This window comes from Streptomyces sp. Z423-1 (genome assembly GCF_013009255.1).
In the GTDB taxonomy this organism is placed as follows: domain Bacteria; phylum Actinomycetota; class Actinomycetes; order Streptomycetales; family Streptomycetaceae; genus Streptomyces; species Streptomyces gossypiisoli.
The window spans coordinates 1090352-1108216 of sequence record NZ_CP053109.1 but is presented as its reverse complement, the minus strand read 5'-3'; the positions used below and the strand labels follow the sequence as shown (position 1 = coordinate 1108216).

Sequence of the window (17865 nt, the reverse complement as noted above, 5' to 3'; positions counted from 1 at the left end):
CAGGCATGGTCCCCCCGTGCGCCGACCCGGACTTGGTTGCTGTGATCCACTCACGGCTCTAATGCATATGATGTGCAAGTGCGTGACTACTGCATCCGAACCGCAACCCCCGAAGACCTCGACGGTGCGCGAGCCGTGATGCTCGACACCGTCTACCGGGACTTCGGGACCGGATACGTGCCCCGGTGGCACGGGGACATCATCGACCCGGCCGCCGCCTATCTCGGATCCGCGCGGCACACCCTCCTCGTCGCCGTCGATCCGGTGGAGGCAGACGTCGTCGCCACGGCCGCCCTCGACTCGCGCGGCCCGACGTACCCGCCGAACCCGCGGCATGTCGCCGAGCGGTTCCCCTCCGGGTGGACCGCTCAGTTGCGCCGCGTGTACGTCCGGCCCGAGCACCGGCGGCGCGGGCTGGCGCGGCGGCTGGTCGAGGAGTTGACGGCGTTCGCCGAGGCCGATGGTGGATATCGGGCCGTCTATCTGCACACCGACCCGAGCGTGCCCGGCGCCGAGGGGTTCTGGCGGTCGCTGGGGAAGGTCGTGCACGACGAGCGCGAGGAACGCGGCGGCGGGCAGGGGATCATGCACTTCGAGATACCGATGGGGAAGTAGCCGATGCGTTCACTCTCGTCCGTCCGGCTGCTTGCCGCGCTGCTCGCCCTGCCCCTCCTCGCCGGGTGCTTCTCCGCCAGTCCGGAGACAGAGGGCGCCGCCGGTGACTCCGCCGACGGGGCCCGGCTGCGCGTCGCCCTCGCCTTCCCGCCCGCCGAGAACCTCTCCCCGTACGGCGCCGACGCCACCATCCTCAGCCGCCTCGGCGTCACCGAGGGCCTGACCGCCCTCGACGCCAACGGCGCCGCCGGTCCCGCGCTCGCCGCCTCCTGGCAGCGCGAGGACGACCGGAGTTGGCTGTTCACCCTGCGCGAGGCCACCTTCCAGGACGGCACGGACGTCACCGCGTCCGCCGTCGCCGCCTCCCTCACCCACGCCACACAGGCCAGGCCCGAGCCCGCCGCCCTCACCGGCGTCACCCTCACGGCCAAGCCCGAGGGCAGCCGGCAGGTCAGGATCACCACCGAGGAACCCGACCCCGTACTCCCGTTCCGGCTCGCCAGTCCCAGCCTCGCCATCCTCTCGGGCAAGGCCTATGAGGAGGAGGGCCGCGTCGATCCCGTCGGCACCGCCACCGGGCCGTTCGCGCTCACCGAGGTGGGCGGCACCAGCTCCGCAACCCTCACCCGCTACGACGACTACTGGGGCGGCCTCGCCCAGGCCTCCGGTATCGACGTGAAGTTCATCGCCGACGGCACCGCCCGCTCCGCCGCCCTGCGCACCGGGCAGGTCGACATCGCCGAGGCGATTCCCGTCGCGCAGGCCGCCAGTCTGGAGCAGAACACCCTGCGGGAGACCGCGACCACCCGCACCACCGGTCTGCTGCTCAACAGCAAGTCCGGTGCCTTCAAGGACGCGGGGCTGCGCGCCGCCGCGCGCGCCGCCGTCGACACCTCCGCGCTGGCCGACGGGGTGTACGAAGGGCACGCCGACGCCGGTGTCGGGATCTACGGGCCCGCCGTCACCTGGGCCGAGGGCAAACGGCAGCAGCCCGTCGGGCGGGCGAAGGCAGGCAGCCCGACGGTACGTCCATCACCCTCGCCACCTACGACAACCGGCCCGAGCTGCCCGAGGTCGCCCAGGTACTCAAGCAGCAGCTGGAGAAGGCCGGGTTCAAGGTCAGGCTCGACGTCCGCGAGTACTCGCGGATCGAGAGCGACGCGCTGGCCGGGAAGTTCGACGCCTTCGTGCTCGCCCGCAACAGCCTGGTCGACACCGGCGACCCGGTCGCCGTCCTCGCCGGCGACTACACCTGCGACGGCGGCTACAACCTCGCGCTGCTGTGCGACAAGGACGTCGACCGGGCCGTCGCCGAGGCCGAGGGCACGGCGGACACCGGCAAGCGGCAGGACGCCGCCATGACCGCCGAGGCGGAGATCCTCGGCACCGACGCGGTCGTGCCGCTGGTCCACCAGCGCATCCTCACCGGCGTCGGCACCTCCGTGCGCGGTGTGCTCCTCGACCCGTACGAGCGCACCCTCGTCGACACCGGGACGCGGCGCTGAGTCATGCTCCACCACCGACGGGCGGTCCCCCTCCTGTGGCGGGCCGCCCTTGCCGCCGCCCTCCTCTGCGTGATCGGCCTGCTGCCCTGGCTCGCGCACACCGACCCCGCGCACACCGTGCTCAAGGCGCGGTCGATGGACCGCGACCCCACGCCCGAGGTGCTGGCGGACATCCGTGCACAACTCGGCCTCGACACCGGCCCGCTGCAGCTGCTCGGGCAGTGGCTGGCCGGACTGCCGCGCGGGGACGCCGGACGGTCGTGGATCTCCGGCGCCGAGGTGACGCCCGCCGTCCTCCAGGCGTTCGGAGTGTCCCTGCTGCTCACGGGCGTGGCGCTGGTGGTCGCGGTCCTCACCGCGGCGCTGGTCTGCGCCCGCACCCTCCGCGCCGGCGCACATCGACGGCTCGGCGCGCGGAAGACCAGCGGCACCCTGTCCGCCGTACTCGCCGCGCTCCCCGAGTTCCTCACCGCGTCCGTGCTCGCCACCGTCGTAGGAGTGCAGCTCGGCTGGCTGCCCGCGCTCGGCTGGTACGGGCCCCAGTGGACGGTGCTGCCCGCGCTCGCCCTCGGGCTGCCCGCCGGGGCCGTGCTCGGGCGGATGCTCGACGATCTGCTGCCCGGCGCCTTCGCCGAGCCCTGGGCGCTGGCCGCGGCCGCGCGCGGACTGACGGGTCGGCGGATCGCGGGTCAGGCGGTACGGCGCTGTGTGCCCGCCCTGTTGCCGAACGCCGGGCTGTTCGTCGTCGGCATCACCGGCGGTGCCGTCGCCGTCGAGCAGATCTTCGACATCCCCGGCCTCGGCCGCACCACCCTCCAGGCCGCCCTCGCCCAGGACCTGCCCGTCCTCCAGGCCGGCACCCTCACCCTTCTGCTGCTCGCGGCGGCGGCCACCGCACTGGCCCGGCTCGGCGTCCGGCTGCTGATCGGCCCCGCCCTGCGCGACGACGCCCTGCCCACCCTGCACCGGCCCACCCCGCCCGCGCGCCGCGTGCTGCCCCTGGTCATCGCCGCCGTGCTGCTCGGCGTGATCGCCGCCGGACTGCCCCGCGACCCCCTCGCCCTCAACACCGCCGAGCGCCTCCAACCACCCTCCTGGACCCACCCGTTCGGCACCGACGCGCTCGGCCGGGACCTGCTCGCCCGGGTCGGCCACGGCGCCCTCGACACCCTGCTGCTCGCCCTCGTCATCGGCGCGGTCGCCCTGCTCACCGGCGTACTGCTCGGGCTGCTCCCCGGCTGTCCGGGCCGCTCGTCGACACCGTCAACGCCGTGCCGCCCGTCCTCGGCGCCCTCCTCGTGACCGCGGTCGCGGGCCGCGGGCCCGGCACGCCCGCGCTCGCCGTGAGCGTCGTCGCCTGGGCGCCGCTCGCCGCGCACACCTCCGCACTGCTGCAGCAGGAACGCGCCGCCCTGCACATCACCGCCACCCGCGCCCTGGGCGCGGACCGCTGGTATCTGCTGCGCCACGCATACCTGCCCGCAGTCCTTCCGCCTGTCACCCGCCACGCCCTGCTGCGGCTGCCCGGCGTCGCGCTCGCCCTGGCCTCGCTCGCCTTCCTCGGCCTCGGCGCGCAGCCGCCGGCACCGGAGTGGGGTCTGCTCCTCGCCGAGAACCAGCCCTACGCCGAGCGCGCGCCCTGGGCCGTCCTCGCCCCCGCCGCCGTACTCGCCCTGCTCGGGGCGCTGGCGGTGACCGCGGCGGGCGGGGTGCGGTGGCGGCCCGGCAGGCGGCCGGGGCGACAGCGCACCGCGGGGACCGAACAGCCGGTGGAGAAGAGCCGGTTGGTTCCGGTGGGAGTAGGGGAGAGCCGATGACCGTGATCGCCGCCGCCCCCGTACGTACCCGCCTGTCGCCCCTGCTCCGCCTGCTCATCCTCACCCAACTCGCCTTCAACATCGGCTTCTTCGCCGTCCTGCCCTTCCTCGCCGAGCACCTGGGACAGGCGATCGGCATGGCGGGCTGGCTGGTCGGGTTCGTGCTGGGGCTGCGGACGTTCAGCCAGCAGGGGCTGTTCGTGGTGGGCGGGGCGCTGGCCGACCGGTACGGGATCCGGCCGGTGGTGCTCGCCGGGTGTGCGCTGCGGATCGTGGGGTTCGTCTGGCTGGGGTACGCCGAGCGGACCTGGGCCGTGATCGGGGCGGTGCTGCTGATCGGGTTCGCGGCCGCGCTGTTCTCACCGGCCGTGGAGTCGGAGGTCGCCCGGCAGGCGGTGCTGTGGGAGGAGGAGAGCGGGGGCTCGCGTACCCGGGTGCTGGCGTTGTTCACCGTGGCCGGGCAGGCGGGGGCGTTCGTCGGGCCGCTGCTGGGCGCGTTGCTGCTGGCGGTGGACTTCCGTACGGCGTGTCTGGCCGGGGCCGGGGTCTTTGTGCTCGTCCTCGCAGGGCACGCCTGGCTGCTGCCACAGCGAGTTCCTGGACGGGAACCGACCCGGATCCGCGGGGGTGCGGGGGCACTGATACGCAACCGGCGCTTTCTGGCGCTGTGTTGTGCCTACGGCGCGTATCTGCTCGCGTACAACCAGCTCTACCTCGCCCTCCCGGAGGAGGTGGAACGCGTCGCGGGCTCACAGGCGCCGCTGGCCTGGCTGTTCGCGCTGTCGTCGCTGCTGGTGGTGACCACGCAGTTGCCCGTGACCCGCTGGGTGGGGGACCGGCTCGCGCTGCGCCGGTCGATGGCGGCGGGGCTGGCGCTGATCGCCGCGGGGTTCGCGGTCGTGGCGGTGGCGCGGCCCGCGGAGTGGACCGGCGTCGTGGGTCTGTTGCCCGCGGCCGGGTTCGTCGTCCTGCTCACGGTCGGCCAGATGCTCGTCGCACCGGCCGCCCGGGCCTGGATCCCGGACCTCGCGGAGCCCGGCCGACTCGGCCTGTACACCGGGGCTCTGTCCTCGGTCTCCGGCCTGATCGTGCTGGCGGGCAGCGCGGCCACCGGCCTGCTGCTCGACGCGGGTCTGCCGCCGGCGGTGCCGTGGCTGGTGCTGGCCGGGGTGTCAGGGGCGGCGGTGGGGTTGCTGCCGCGCCGTTCGTGAGCGGCTGCGGGAGAGGTGCCACCCGGGCCGGGACCGGGCTGGGGCTGCCGCCGTGTCGCGCCTGAGTGGACGGTGAGATTGCTGCCGCCCCGGCCGTGACCGGCCGTCGGCTTGTTGCCGCGCTGTTCATGACCGGGCTGCGCCGCATCCTGACCAGGCGTCACCCGGCGACCGGCTCCAGCACCCGCCCGGCCCGCTCGGCCTTCCTGCCCCGCCTGGCCAGCTCAGCCTTCCCGCCTCGCCCGGCCCGCTCGGCCTTCCCGCCCCGCCTGGCCTTCTCGACCGCGGAAGCCGCCCCGGGGGTGGCCTCGGCGGACCCTCCGGGAGCCGTCACGGAAGCCGCCTGGTGAGCCGCCGGGGGAGTGGCCTCGGCGGGCTCTCCGGGAGCCGCTGCGGAAGTTGCCACGGAAGCCGTTGCGGGAGCGGCCTGGTGGGCCGCCTGGCGAGTGGCCTCGGCGGGCTCTCCGGGAGCCGCTGCGGAAGTTGCCACGGAAGCCGTTGCGGAAGCCGCCTGGTGAGCCGCCCGGGAAGTGGGCTCGGCGGACTTTCCGGGAGCCGCTGCGGAAGTTGCCACGGATACCGTTGCGGAAGCCGCCTGGTGAGCTGCCTTGGCGGACCCTCCGGAAGCCGCCCCGGCAACCACCTGGGCAGCCGCCCCGGAAGCCCTCTCCGTCCCCCGGCCCCGCCCACCCCGCGACGTCCGCCACAGCCACAGCACATCCCGCCCGAACGACCACACCAGCAGCCCCAGCGCCAGCCACGCCACCGCCGCGTTCGCCGCCCACGGCAGCAGGTCCGCCCCCGCCACCAACAGGAACACCCCCTGCACCGCGGCCACCGTCTTGCGTGCCGTGCTCGGCGGCAGTGGTGCGTTCAGCCACGGCAGGAAACGGGCCGCGGCGACGAAGGCGTACCGCATGGCGCCGATCAGCAGCACCCACGGCCCCAGCGACATCGACACGTACACACTCAGGACGAGGATCAAGAACGCGTCGACCTCCATGTCGAACCGCGCCCCGAGCGCCGACGACGTGCCCGTGCGCCGCGCGACCTTGCCGTCCACCCCGTCGAGGATCAGCGCCACCGCCGTCAGGCCGACCAGCAGCGTGACCGGAGGCGCGCTCTCGAAGGAGTCGGCGACCAGCGCGGTCACCCCGCCGACCAGCGTGGCCCGGCCGAGGGTGACCCGGTTGGCCGGGCCGAACGACCGCAGCCCCGACCGGTGCAGGGCCCGCGAGAGCACCGCCCAGGTGGCGATCGCGAAGGCGAGGCCGGTCAGCCAGCCCGCCGGTCCCATGCCGATCGCCGATCCGAGCAGAGCCAGCAACAGGATCTGCACGCCCGCACCCACGGCAGTCTCCTGCTGGACCAGCCTCGCGTCATACGTGTTGTTCAGGGCCACCGCACATTCCTCCGGCCAGGTGACAGAGTCGATCAAGGCCGCGTACTGTGCGCGGCCTGTGCACACCTCGGTACGTGAACCACTTGCCGATCGTTCAGGAGGCCCGCCGATGATCCGCGCCGCACGTGCGTTCTGGCTCAGTTCCCCGGGCCGGGGAGAGCTGCGGGACGTCGAGCTTCCGGATCCCGCCGAGGGCCAGGTGCTGGTCCGCACGCTCTACTCCGGCGTCAGCCGGGGCACGGAAACGCTGGTCTTCCGGGGCGGGGTGCCGCAGAGCCAGCACACGGCCATGCGGGCGCCGTTCCAGGAGGGCGACTTCCCGGGACCGGTGAAGTACGGCTACCTCAACGTCGGGGTCGTCGAGGAGGGACCGGCGGACCTCACCGGCCGTACCGTCTTCTGCCTCTATCCGCACCAGACGCGGTACGTCGTCCCGGCGGCCGCCGTGACACCGGTACCGGAACACGTGCCCGCGGCCCGTGCCGTACTCGCCGGCACCGTCGAGACCGCCGTCAACGCGCTGTGGGACGCGGCGCCGCTGATCGGCGACCGGATCGCCGTGGTCGGCGGCGGCATGGTCGGCTGCTCGGTGGCCGCGCTGCTGGCCCGCTTCCCCGGCGTGCGCGTGCAGTTGGTGGACGCCGACCCCGGGCGGGCCGAGGTCGCCGAGGCGCTCGGCGTCGACTTCGCCGCACCCGCCGACGCGCTCGGCGAGTGCGACCTCGTCGTGCACGCCAGCGCGACCGAGCAGGGCCTCGCCCGGTCACTGGAACTCCTCGCCGCCGAGGGCACGGTGATCGAGCTGAGCTGGTACGGCGACCGGCGCGTCGCCCTCCCGCTGGGCGAGGCCTTCCACTCCCGCCGCCTGACCATCCGCAGCAGCCAGGTGGGCACCGTCTCCCCGGCCCGTGCCGGCCGGACGTACGCCGACCGGCTCGCCCTCGCCCTCGACCTGCTCGCCGACCCGGCGCTCGACGCGCTCGTCACCGGCGAGTGCGCCTTCGAGGAACTCCCGGACGTGCTGCCCCGGCTGGCCTCCAAGGAGATCCCGGCGCTCTGCCACCGGGTGCGGTACGCGGACGACGCCTGACCCGAACGGACATCGCCTGTCCTGAAAGCGCCTGGCCTCGGAAAAGACGTACGAGCCGCTGAACAAGGGAAGGACAGCAGCCGTACTACTCGGCATCCATGCCCCGCACCTGGAGGGTCGTTTCGTTGTTCAGTGTCACCGTCCGCGATCACATCATGATCGCCCACAGCTTCCGCGGCGAGGTCTTCGGCCCCGCGCAGCGCCTGCACGGAGCGACGTTTCTGGTGGACGCCACGTTCCGGCGGGAGCAGCTGGACGACGACAACATCGTCGTCGACATCGGTCTGGCCACGCGGGAACTCGGCGCCGTCGTCAGCGAGTTGAACTATCGCAATCTGGACAACGAGCCCGATTTCGCCGGGATCAACACCTCCACCGAGTTCCTGGCGAAGGTCATCGCCGACCGGCTCGCCGAGCGCGTGCACAAGGGCGCGCTGGGGGAGGGCGCCAAGGGGCTCGCGGGCATCACGGTCACCCTGCACGAGTCGCATGTCGCCTGGGCGAGTTACGAGCGTGCCCTGTGACCGACACGACCGTGGCGAAGCTCTCCTACGTGCCCGCCCAGGCGGCCCCCAGGAACGGCGAGATCATCCCCATGTCCCTGCGTACCGTGCACTTCGTCATGCCGGGCGGCGTGGACGACCCGGCCACGCCCAGCGGCGGCAACGCCTACGACCGGCGGGTCTGCCTCGACCTGCCCGGCTTCGGCTGGCGGGTCCACAAGCAGCTGGTGGACGGCTCCTGGCCGCGGCCGGGCGCCGCCGCCCGCACCGAACTCGCCCGGACGCTGCGGGACTTGCCGGACGGCGCGGTGGTGCTGCTCGACGGGCTGGTCGCCTGCGGCGTACCGGAGATCGTCGTCCCCGAGGCCGAACGGCTGCGCCTCGCCGTCCTGGTGCACCTGCCGCTCGGCGACGAGACCGGACTCGACCCCGCGGTGGCCGCCGACCTGGACGCCAGGGAACGTACGGTCCTGCGGGCCGTCGGCGCGGTGATCGCCACCAGCGACTGGGCGGTCCGCAGACTCGTCTCCCACCACGGCCTCGACCCCGACCGCGTCCATGTCGCCGCCCCCGGCGCCGACATCGCGCCCCTCGCCTCCGGCACCGACGGCGTCTCACGCCTGCTGTGCGTCGCCGCCGTCACCCCGCGCAAGGGGCAGCACCGGCTGGTGGAGGCGCTCGCCGGGGTGACCGACCTGCCGTGGAACTGCCTGTGCGTCGGCGGACTCGGCCAGGACCCGGAGTACGTCGCTCATCTGCGGGACCGGATCACCAAGTACGGCCTGCAGAACCGCATCCACCTCGCGGGCCCCCAGTCCGGCGCCGAACTCGACGCCAGCTACGCCGCCGCCGACCTCATGGTCCTCGCCTCCTACGCCGAGACCTACGGCATGGCGGTCACCGAGGCACTCGCGCGCGGCATCCCCGTGCTGGCCACGGACGTCGGCGGCGTCCCCGAGGCGGTGGGCCGCGCGCCCGACGGTGGCGTCCCCGGCATCCTCGTCCCGCCGGAGGACCCCGCCGCGCTCGCCGCCGAACTGCGCCACTGGTTCGGCGAGGCCGACGTACGCCGCCGTTTGAAGTCCGCCGCCCGCAGTCGCCGCGCCGCACTCGGCGGCTGGGCCACCACCGCGAAACACCTGGCCGGCGTCCTGAGCCGGCTCCCCGACGAACCCCGGAGGGCGGCATGAACGGAACGACGACGGCTGCACAGGACACGGGGAACACCGGAAGGATCCCGCCCCAGCCGGGGGCGGGGAATGCGGCGAACGCGGGGAAGGGCCCGGCGAACGTGCCGCTGACCGCGCCGGTCACGAGCGGCCCGGGGGAGGGCGGACCGGCGGGCGGACGGGAGCAGCGGGAGCCCGCCACTGCCGACGGTGCCCCACAGGCCGGGCCTCCCCAAGGGCAGCCGGTCACCGAGGCCGTCCGTGGCTCCGGCCCGCAGAACAGCCCGGTCGGCTCCCGGGCCGGTCGACAGGGGACTGCCGCTGTTTCCGGGCCCGCTCCGCAGGCCGCCGCGCGCCCCGCCGAGTCCGCACCCGCTCCCACCCCGGTTGTCCCCGGTGCCGGTCCCGCCTCTGCCCGCCCGGGCGAGCGGCCCACCGTGCGGCTGCGTGACGCGGAACCCGGTGACGAGCAACCCCGGTACGCCCCCGAGTGGCTGGAGCTGCGGGAAGGGGCGGATGCGGCCGCGCGGGCGCACGAGTTGCTGGATCCGTTGCGGATCCGGCTGGCCAATCTGCCCGGGCGGGCCGACGGGCTCGTCGTGCACGACCTGGGGTGCGGCACCGGGTCGATGGGCCGGTGGCTCGCGCCCCGGATCGACGGCGCCCAGCACTGGATCCTGCACGACCGCGACCCCTACCTCCTGCACTTCGCGGCCGTCGCGTCCCCGCGGTCCGCCGCCGACGGCAGCCGTGTCACCGTCGAGACGCGGCGCGGTGACGTCGCCCGCCTCACCCCGGACGCCCTCGTCGGTGCCTCCCTGGTCACCGCCTCCGCACTGCTCGACGTCCTCACCCGCGAGGAGGTCGACACGCTCGCCGCCGCCTGCGCCGAGGTCGGCTGCCCGGCGCTGCTGACGCTCTCCGTGGCGGGCCGGGTCGACCTCACCCCGGAGCATCCGCTGGACGCGGAGATCACCGAGGCGTTCAACGCCCACCAGCGCCGCACCGGCCTGCTCGGGCCGGACGCGGTCACGGCGACGTGCGAGGCGTTCGCGGAACACGGCGCGACCGTCCACGTACAGCCGAGCCCCTGGCGGCTCGGCCCGGGGGAGGCCGAGCTGACCGCGCAGTGGCTGCGCGGCTGGGTCGGCGCGGCCGTCGAACAGCGCCCGGAACTTGCGGCGCCGGCCGAGAAGTACCTGGCCGCCCGCCTGGCGGCCTGCGCGGCGGGCGAGTTGCGCGTCACCGTCCACCACAGCGACCTGCTGGCGCTGGCCCGCCCGACGGGCGGAGCGTCATGAGCGCGCCGACGGTGAGCGCCGGTACGGCGAGCAGTGTGGCCTACGTCCCCCCGCGTACCCGCCCCCGCCTCACCGCCCGCGCCCTGCGCACCCACCTCGGCACCCTCGCCGGTGTCGCCATCCTCGCCGTCCTGCTGTGGCGTATGGGCACCGGCGTCTTCCTGGACGGACTACGCCGGATCGACGCCCCCACGCTGCTGGCGGCCCTCGGGATCGGCCTGGTCACCACCGCGTTCAGCGCCTGGCGCTGGCAACTGGTGGCGCGCAGCCTGCACATCCGGCTGCCGCTGGGACCGGCGCTGGCCGACTACTACCGTGCCCTGTTCCTCAACGCCGCCCTCCCCGGCGGCGTCCTCGGCGATGTGCACCGGGCGGTGCGGCACGGGCAGAGCGCAGGCGACCTCGGCCGGGGCGTGCGCTCGGTCGTCCTGGAACGAACCGCCGGTCAGGTCGTACTGGCCGTGGTGGGGTTGGCGGTCCTGCTGACCGTCCCGTCCCCGGTGCTCGCCGAGACCCGGCACATCGCCCTGCTGCTGATGTTCGCCGTGGTGGGCGCCCTCGCGATCGGCCTCGCCGTGCGCATGAACCGGACGCCCGCCGCCCGCCGGCGCCGCGCCCTCCTCGACGAAGCCCGCGAGGCCCTGCTGTCCCGCCGCAACGGGCCCGGCGTCATCGCCTCGTCCGTCGTGGTCCTCGCGGGATACGTGGCGATGTTCCTGCTCGCCGCCCGGGTCACCGGCACCGCCGCCTCCGTGACCGTACTGCTGCCGCTCGCGGTACTCGCCCTCCTGGCCATGAGCCTGCCGCTCAACGTCGGCGGCTGGGGGCCGAGGGAGGGCGTCACCGCCTGGGCCTTCGGCGCCGCCGGCCTCGGCGCGGCCAACGGCCTGTCCGTGGCGGTGGTCTACGGCGTCCTGAGCTTCACAGCAAGCCTCCCAGGCGCCCTCGCCCTCGCAACCCGCTGGTACACGCCCCTGAAGACCACCCCAAACCACTCCGGCTCGCCCACTGCCGCTTCGGACACCGACGGCCCTCGCGCGTCCGCTGCCGCTCCGGACCGCGACGGCCCTCGCCCGCCCTCCGCCGCACCGGTCCCCGCTCACCCCCGCTCGCCCTCCGCCCCCTCCCCCGTGAGCAGCGAGAAATACGTCCCGAACGATTCCGCCAGGCTCCCCAGCAACACCTTCCCTTTTTCCGCATCCCCCAGCGAAGGACGGCCTATGACCCCCGAATCCGTATAGCCGGACATACCCAGGCTGAGCAGATGACGCCGGTCGTCCGCGACGAAATCGGCGGTCTCATGACCGGGCCTGACCAATTCCGGATGAGTGTGCAGAAGGATGGAGGTCTCGATTTCCCCCGCATGCATGTCGGTGAGCAGCGAGGTCCGCACCCCGGCCCGCTCCCGCGCCGTCTCCCAGTCCTCCGCGGCCGGGAACAGCGCCATGCGCTCACCCCGCGCGGAGGATTCCTGAACGACGTTTCCAAGGACGTAGTTTCCGCCGTGCCCGTTGACGAGGACCAGGGCCTCGACGCCCGACCGGCGGAGCGACTCGGCTATGTCCCGTACCACCGCGTGAAGGGTCACCGAGGAAATGCTGACGGTCCCCGGCCAGGCCGCGTGCTCGTGCGAGCAGGAGATCGTCACCGGAGGAAGGAGGTGCACCGGGTAGGTCTCGGCGATCTCCCGCGCGACGGCGCAGGCGACGAGCGTGTCCGTCGCCAACGGAAGGAACGGACCGTGCTGTTCGAAACTCCCCACGGGAAGGACGGCGACCTGCCGTGAGACATCGGCCCCCCGCTTCCGTACGTCCTCCGTGGTGTCCCCGGGCACCAGTCCGTGCCGCACCGCACCGGATCCCGCCGGCCGAATTCCCGAACCACTCATTTCTTCACGGCCTTTCGTCTCTGCTTAGGAACCAGATCATGACAGAAAACATCGGCGTCATAGACAAGAAGTCAGCGCAGCGCACCGGCGTGGAACGCGTCGTGAATGCGCCCCTGCCCACGGTGTACGGGCAGTTCCGGGCGGTCGGCTACCTCGACCACGACCGCGGCGACGAACAAGTGGCCCTGGTCTACGGCGACATCGGCACCGACGACGTCCTCACCCGGCTGCACTCGGAGTGCCTGACCGGTGACGCCTTCGGCTCCCAGCACTGCGAGTGCGGCGACCAGCTCGCCTCCGCGCTGCGCGCCGTCGCCGCCGAAGGACGCGGCGTGGTCGTCTACTTGAGAGGGCACGAGGGCCGCGGCATCGGCCTGCTCGCCAAGCTGCGTGCGATGGCCCTGCAGGCGGAGGGCCTGGACACCGTCGAGGCCAACCTGGCGCTCGGCCTGCCGGTGGACGCCCGCGACTACGGCGTCGCCGCGGAGATCCTGCGCGACCTGGGGGTGGCGAGCGTCCGCCTGATGTCGAACAACCCGCGCAAGCGTGAGGCGCTGCTGCGGCACGGCATCGAGGTCGCCGAGCAGGTGCCGCTGCTGATTCCGCCGTGCGAGAACAACATCACGTATCTGCGGACGAAGCGGGAGCGACTGGACCACCATCTGCCCCACCTGGACGCGGTCGCGCACTGGTCCTGACCCGGAACGGGAAGTGTCCTGAGGGGGTGGGCGGGGGACACGGGAGAGCAGCCCCGGCGGCCGGGCCGGGGCGACCCCCGCTGCCGGAAGGAGCGCGCGTGGTGAAACAGGCCTCGGTCGTCGTCATCGGCGGCGGCGTGATGGGCACCAGCATCGCCTGCCATCTCGCCCGCGCCGGTGTCCCCGATGTCGTGCTGGTCGAGCGGGACGAACTGGCCTCCGGTTCCACCTCGAAGGCGGCCGGCGGGGTGCGGGCGCAGTTCTCCGACGAGCTCAACATCCAGCTCGGCGCCCGCAGCCTGGAGGCGTTCGGCCGCTTCGAGGAGGACACCGGGTACGACATCGGACTGCACCGGGTCGGATACCTCTTCCTGCTGTCGACGCCCGAGGAGGTCGCCGCGTTCGAGGCGGGCGTACGGCTGCAGAACGACCTGGGCGTGCCTACGCCGCCGCGCGGGGTATGCGAACAGGTGCTCCGGCAGTCGCCCATACTGACGAGTGGGTGTGCAGGCAGGGCGTGGCAACGGGTACCGTCGCCGTGTCAGTCCGTGAGCCCTAGAAGGCACGAACCGGCGAGCGCCGGGGACACGGTTGTGCGTGGCGTCGACCGGGCTGGCGTCATCGGCCACTGGCCGATGTGGGTGAACGTCACCGCACCCGCACCCTTGTCTTGCCACAGGGTGGATGCGACCCGTGACCGTCCTGCCGTAGGGGGCAGTCGGGAGTGCGACGAGGTGTGGACGATCGAGTCTGTGGGCGCGGCCGTGCACGACCGAGGTGGTGACCACCAGCCTCTACTTCCTCATGGGGCCCGGCCTCCTCGTGGTCAGAGCAGACCGCGAGGAGTTGTTCGGCTTCGCCACCGACCCCCACGACCGCTGGATCCCCGCCCTGTGCGAGGCCATGGCCCGGCGCGCCCCCGCCCTGCTCGACCTGCGCCGCACCGGCGGCTGGGCGGGCCTGTACGAGAACACGCCGGACCACAACGCCCTGATCGGCGAGGCCGCTTCACCGTCCCGCTTCCTGTACGCGACCGGCTTCTCCGGCCATGGCTTCCTCCAGGGCCCGGCCGTCGGCGAGGTCGTCCGCGACCTGTACCTCGGCCGCGTACCCTTCGTGGACGTCCGCCCCCTGAGCGCCGACCGCTTCGCGGCCGACGCCCCGCGCCCGGAGGCCAACCTCGTATGACCGAGCTCCACCTGTGGCTGCGCCACGAGACCCGCCCCACCGAACGCCGCACGCCGATCGTGCCCACCGACGCCGCCCGGCTGATCGAAAGCGGCGTCGCCGTCACGGTCGAGGAGTCAGCCGAGCGGGTCTTCCCGATCGAGGAGTACGAGGCGGTCGGCTGCCGTGTCACGGGCCCGGGCTCCTGGGTGTCGGCGCCGCCGGACGCCGTGATCCTCGGTCTGAAGGAACTTCCCGAGCAGCCGCAGGCCCTGACCCACCGGCACATCTACTTCGGCCACGCCTACAAGAGCCAGCCCGGCGCGGCCGCGCTGCTGCACCGCTTCACCGCGGGTGGCGGCACCCTGCTCGACCTGGAGTACCTGGTCGACGACCACGGCCGCCGCCTGGCCGCCTTCGGCTTCTGGGCGGGCTACCTGGGCGCCGCCCTCGCCGTCCTCCAGCACCGTGGGCGGCTCGCCGCACCCCTGACGCCCACGCACAAGGAGGCGCTGGACGAGGCCCTGCGCCCCGCCGCCGGGGACGCGGACTTCACCGCACTCGTCATCGGCGCCCTCGGCCGCAGCGGCCGTGGCGCGCGCGTCGCCTTCCAGACCGCGGGCATGGAGCCCACCTGCTGGGACCTCGCCGAGACCCGCGCCCTGGACCGGCGGGCCCTGCTCGCCCACGACGTCCTGGTCAATGCCGTGCTCGCCACCACCCCGGTCCCGCCGTTCCTGCGCGAGCAGGACCTCGACGACCCCGACCGGCGGCTGCGCACGGTCTGTGACGTCACCTGTGACGTCGGCTCGCCGCTCAACGTCCTGCCGGTCTACGACCGCGTCACCGACTGGGCCGAGCCCGTACGGCGGCTGCGCAAGGAGCCCGAGCTCGATCTGATCGCCATCGACAACCTGCCGTCGCTGCTGCCGAAGGAGTCCAGCGCCGACTTCTCCGCCGCGCTCACGCCCCAGCTGCTCGACTTCCACACGGGCGGGCCGTGGGGGCGCTGCCGGGAGCGGTTCCATGCGGCGGTCCGCGAACTGGCCATCGTGGAAGGGGAGCCCCGAGGTGACTGACCAGCGCGTTCCCGCGAGCGGCACCGTCCACTGGGTGGGCGCGGGACTGTCCACCGGCAGCGGTCTGGCCATGCTGTGCGACTCCGCCGAGCGGGTACGGCTGTGGCACCGCACGCAGGACCGCGCCGCCGGGGCGCTGGCCCGGCTGGGCCTCACCGGCCGCGCCGAGCCCCGTCCGTTCACGCTCCCCGCGCTCACCGCCGAACTGGCGCCCGGCGACGTCGTCGTATCGATGCTGCCCGCGACCGAACACGCCTGGCTGCTCGGGGCCTGCGTCGCACAGGGCGCCCATTTCGCCTGCTCCAGCTATGTGTCCGAAGCGGTGCTGGAGCAGGTGCCCACGGCCACGGGGGCCGGGCTGGTCGTGCTCACCGAGGCGGGTCTCGACCCGGGGATCGACCACCTCTTCGCGCACAGCCTCGTCGTCCGGGCGCGTGAGGCGATCGGCGCGGCGACCCCGGCGTCGTACCACCTCACCTCGTACTGCGGTGGACTACCGGCGGTGCCGAACGACTTCCGGTACCGCTTCAGCTGGGCGCCCGCCGGGGTGCTGGGCGCCCTGCGCTCGCCCGCCCGTTACATCGAGGACGGTGTGGAGACCGTCGCCGAGCGGCCGTGGGAGGTGACACGGCCGCATGGCGTCGGCCGCGAGACCTTCGAGGTCTATCCCAACCGGGACAGCGTGCCGTTCATCGCCCAGTACGAGCTGCCGCCCGCCTGGACGCCGGCGACCTTTGTGCGGGGCACGCTGCGGCTGGAGGGCTGGCTGACGGCCTGGGCGGAGGTGTTCGAGGAGCTGAAGCGCGGTGACGACGACCGGATCGGGGCGCTGGCGCGGGAGTTGGCGCAGCGCTATCCGACCACGGACGCCGACCGGGACCGGGTCGTGCTCGCCGTGTCGCTTCAGGTGCGCGGCGCGGAGGGACTGACCTGGTCGGGCGGTTACCTCCTGGACCTGGTGGGGGACGAGGAGGAGAGCGCGATGGCCCGGTGCGTCTCCCGCCCGCTGGCCGTGGGTGTGCGGCACATCCTGGACGGCTCGCTGCCCCCGGGCCTCAGCCGTGCGGCCGGTACGGCGGCCCGGTCCGAGGAGTGGCTCGACGAACTCGCCCGTGAGGGGATCCCGTTCACGCGTCCTTGATCGCCTCGTGGACCAGCTGCTTGAGGTCGCGGAACATCGTGTGCGAGGTTCGCGGCCGTACCTGCGTCATGAACTGCACGGTCAGATCCCGGCTCGGGTCGACCCAGAACGTCGTGGTCGCGACCCCGGTCCAGCCGAAGGCGCCGAGCCCGGCGGGCGCGAGCGTGCGGGCCGGGTCGATCACCACGGAGACGCCGAGTCCGAAGCCGACGCCGTCGTTGCCGGGCTCGTCATGGGCCGGGCGGCTGCCGAAGGAGCGCAGGTCGGCGCCGCCGGGCAGCTGGTTGGCGGTCATCATGTCCACTGTCTCCGGCGCGAGCAGCCGCACGCCGTCGAGTTCGCCGCGGCGGCGCAGCAACTCCATGAAGCGGTGCATGTCGTACGCGCCGGCCACCATGCCGCCACTGCCCGACAGGAAGCGCGGCCGGCCCCGCAGCGGCAGTCCGGGGATCGGCTCGATCCCGGTGCCGTCCTCCTTCTCGCCGTACATCTCGGCGAGCCGGACCGCCTGTGCGTCGCTGACCTCGAATCCGGCGTCCGGCATCCCGAGCGGGCCGAAGATCCGCTCGGCGAAGTGCACGTCGAGCGGCTGCCCCGACACCACCTCGATCACCCGGCCGAGCACATTGCTGGCGACCGAGTAGTTCCACTGCGTGCCCGGCTCGAACTGCAGCGGCAGGCGCGCGTAGACGTCGATCGCCTCGGCCAGGTTCGCGCCCGGCGGCACCGACGACTCCAGACCCGCCTCGCGGTAGAGGGCGTCGACGGGGTGAGTGTGGTAGAAGCCGAAGGTCAGGCCCGAGGTGTGGGTCATCAGGTGCCGGACGAGTATCGGCCCCTCGGCCGGGCGGGTCCGGGTCTGCGCCCCGGAGCCGCTCTCGTACACCCGTGCGTCGGCGAAGGCCGGCAGATGCCGGGCGACCGGGTCGTCCAGCGACAGCCGTCCCTCCTCCATCAGCATCAGCGCGGCGACCGAGGTGACCGGCTTGGTCATCGAGTAGATCCGCCACAGCGTCTCGGGCTCGACGGGCAGGTGGGCGGCGGTGTCGCGGTGGCCGTGCGTGGTGAGGTGGGCGACCCGGCCGCCGCGGGCGATGGAGACGAGGAAGCCGGGCAGGCGGCCCTCGTCGACGTAGTGGGCGAAGTGCTGGTCGAGCCGGTCCAGTGCCTTCCCGTCCAGTCCCACCTCGCGCGGGTCCACCTCTTGTCGCAGCAGCGCCATCGCTCTACCTCCGCCTTCGTTCGTCGAGGTGCGATCGGAGATACCCGCGCCCATGTG

Annotated in this window: 11 protein-coding genes and 6 pseudogenes; 14 read left to right on the top strand and 3 right to left on the bottom strand. The window is 73.4% G+C overall.

The genetic code is table 11. From position 1 onward, the window contains the following. Window positions 1-78: 78 nt before the first annotated feature. From HJD23_RS05155 to HJD23_RS05140, 4 genes and pseudogenes are all read left to right on the top strand, one after another. Window positions 79-615 (top strand): GNAT family N-acetyltransferase, encoded by a 537-nt coding sequence (locus tag HJD23_RS05155; protein WP_171109515.1) that lies wholly within the window; start codon window positions 79-81, stop codon window positions 613-615. A gap of 3 nt (window positions 616-618) precedes the next feature. Then, window positions 619-2120: pseudogene (locus HJD23_RS05150) on the top strand (ABC transporter substrate-binding protein). 3 nt (window positions 2121-2123) lie between these two features. After that, window positions 2124-3937: pseudogene (locus HJD23_RS05145) on the top strand (ABC transporter permease subunit). Then, on the top strand, window positions 3934-5148 hold the full coding sequence (locus tag HJD23_RS05140) for an MFS transporter (protein WP_171109516.1): 1215 nt from the start codon (window positions 3934-3936) through the stop codon (window positions 5146-5148). Before HJD23_RS05145 ends, HJD23_RS05140 begins: the two are co-directional and overlap by 4 nt. 691 nt (window positions 5149-5839) lie before the next feature. Here the strand turns inward: HJD23_RS05140 and HJD23_RS05135 are convergent. Beyond that, a pseudogene (locus tag HJD23_RS05135) lies at window positions 5840-6550 on the bottom strand (CDP-alcohol phosphatidyltransferase family protein); the annotation flags it as partial. Between the two features lie 109 nt (window positions 6551-6659). Between HJD23_RS05135 and HJD23_RS05130 the strand changes: the two are divergent. The 5 genes and pseudogenes from HJD23_RS05130 to HJD23_RS43450 form a co-directional block, all read left to right on the top strand. Then, the gene (locus HJD23_RS05130) at window positions 6660-7640 is read left to right on the top strand and encodes a zinc-binding alcohol dehydrogenase (RefSeq protein WP_171109517.1); all 981 of its coding nucleotides are present in this window, start codon (window positions 6660-6662) and stop codon (window positions 7638-7640) included. Between the two features lie 125 nt (window positions 7641-7765). After that, window positions 7766-8164, top strand: coding sequence for a 6-carboxytetrahydropterin synthase (locus HJD23_RS05125; protein WP_171109518.1), 399 nt, complete (start codon window positions 7766-7768; stop codon window positions 8162-8164). Further along, window positions 8161-9333 carry a glycosyltransferase family 4 protein gene (locus HJD23_RS05120; RefSeq protein WP_240980632.1) on the top strand — a complete coding sequence of 391 codons (1173 nt, stop codon included), beginning with the start codon at window positions 8161-8163 and terminating at the stop codon, window positions 9331-9333. Before HJD23_RS05125 ends, HJD23_RS05120 begins: the two co-directional genes overlap by 4 nt. Then, a complete protein-coding gene (locus HJD23_RS05115) occupies window positions 9330-10613 on the top strand; it encodes a hypothetical protein (RefSeq protein ID WP_232107952.1) in 1284 nt (427 codons plus the stop codon). Before HJD23_RS05120 ends, HJD23_RS05115 begins: the two co-directional genes overlap by 4 nt. After that, a pseudogene (locus HJD23_RS43450) lies at window positions 10610-11539 on the top strand (lysylphosphatidylglycerol synthase transmembrane domain-containing protein); the annotation flags it as partial. The gene HJD23_RS05115 and the pseudogene HJD23_RS43450, both read left to right, overlap by 4 nt. A 173-nt stretch (window positions 11540-11712) precedes the next feature. Here HJD23_RS43450 and HJD23_RS05110 read toward each other — a convergent pair. Continuing rightward, on the bottom strand, window positions 11713-12501 hold the full coding sequence (locus tag HJD23_RS05110; RefSeq protein WP_171109519.1) for a creatininase family protein: 789 nt from the start codon (window positions 12499-12501) through the stop codon (window positions 11713-11715). A 38-nt stretch (window positions 12502-12539) separates the two neighbouring features. Here HJD23_RS05110 and ribA point away from each other — a divergent pair, with 38 nt between their 5' ends. The 5 genes and pseudogenes from ribA to HJD23_RS05085 all read left to right on the top strand — a co-directional run bounded on the left by ribA (window position 12540) and on the right by HJD23_RS05085 (window position 16586). After that, window positions 12540-13199 (top strand): GTP cyclohydrolase II, encoded by a 660-nt coding sequence (ribA, locus tag HJD23_RS05105; protein WP_171109520.1) that lies wholly within the window; start codon window positions 12540-12542, stop codon window positions 13197-13199. Between the two features lie 98 nt (window positions 13200-13297). Then, a pseudogene (locus tag HJD23_RS05100) lies at window positions 13298-13684 on the top strand (FAD-dependent oxidoreductase); the annotation flags it as partial. Window positions 13685-13982: 298 nt separating this feature from the next. Then, a pseudogene (locus tag HJD23_RS05095) lies at window positions 13983-14387 on the top strand (FAD-binding oxidoreductase); the annotation flags it as partial. After that, window positions 14384-15445, top strand: coding sequence for a saccharopine dehydrogenase (locus HJD23_RS05090; protein WP_171111556.1), 1062 nt, complete (start codon window positions 14384-14386; stop codon window positions 15443-15445). The pseudogene HJD23_RS05095 and the gene HJD23_RS05090, both read left to right, overlap by 4 nt. Beyond that, entirely contained in the window at window positions 15438-16586 is a 1149-nt protein-coding gene (locus HJD23_RS05085) for a saccharopine dehydrogenase family protein (protein ID WP_171109521.1), read from the top strand. The genes HJD23_RS05090 and HJD23_RS05085 overlap by 8 nt, the downstream gene beginning before the upstream one ends. Here the strand turns inward: HJD23_RS05085 and HJD23_RS05080 are convergent. After that, window positions 16573-17808: a serine hydrolase domain-containing protein gene (locus HJD23_RS05080; protein ID WP_171109522.1), complete on the bottom strand. Its 1236-nt coding sequence runs from the start codon at window positions 17806-17808 to the stop codon at window positions 16573-16575. The two genes, HJD23_RS05085 and HJD23_RS05080, sit on opposite strands and share 14 nt — an antisense overlap. Window positions 17809-17865: the final 57 nt, after the last annotated feature.

Excerpts from the sequence above, each read along its gene's own strand:
- HJD23_RS05140 (WP_171109516.1), top strand. The coding sequence starts at position 3,934 with ATGACCGTGATCGCCGCCGCCCCCGTACGTACCCGCCTGTCGCCCCTG.
- HJD23_RS05110 (WP_171109519.1), bottom strand. The coding sequence starts at position 12,501 with ATGAGTGGTTCGGGAATTCGGCCGGCGGGATCCGGTGCGGTGCGGCAC.
- HJD23_RS05115 (WP_232107952.1), top strand. The coding sequence starts at position 9,330 with ATGAACGGAACGACGACGGCTGCACAGGACACGGGGAACACCGGAAGG.
- HJD23_RS05080 (WP_171109522.1), bottom strand. The coding sequence starts at position 17,808 with ATGGCGCTGCTGCGACAAGAGGTGGACCCGCGCGAGGTGGGACTGGAC.
- ribA (WP_171109520.1), top strand. The coding sequence starts at position 12,540 with ATGACAGAAAACATCGGCGTCATAGACAAGAAGTCAGCGCAGCGCACC.
- HJD23_RS05130 (WP_171109517.1), top strand. The coding sequence starts at position 6,660 with ATGATCCGCGCCGCACGTGCGTTCTGGCTCAGTTCCCCGGGCCGGGGA.
- HJD23_RS05090 (WP_171111556.1), top strand. The coding sequence starts at position 14,384 with ATGACCGAGCTCCACCTGTGGCTGCGCCACGAGACCCGCCCCACCGAA.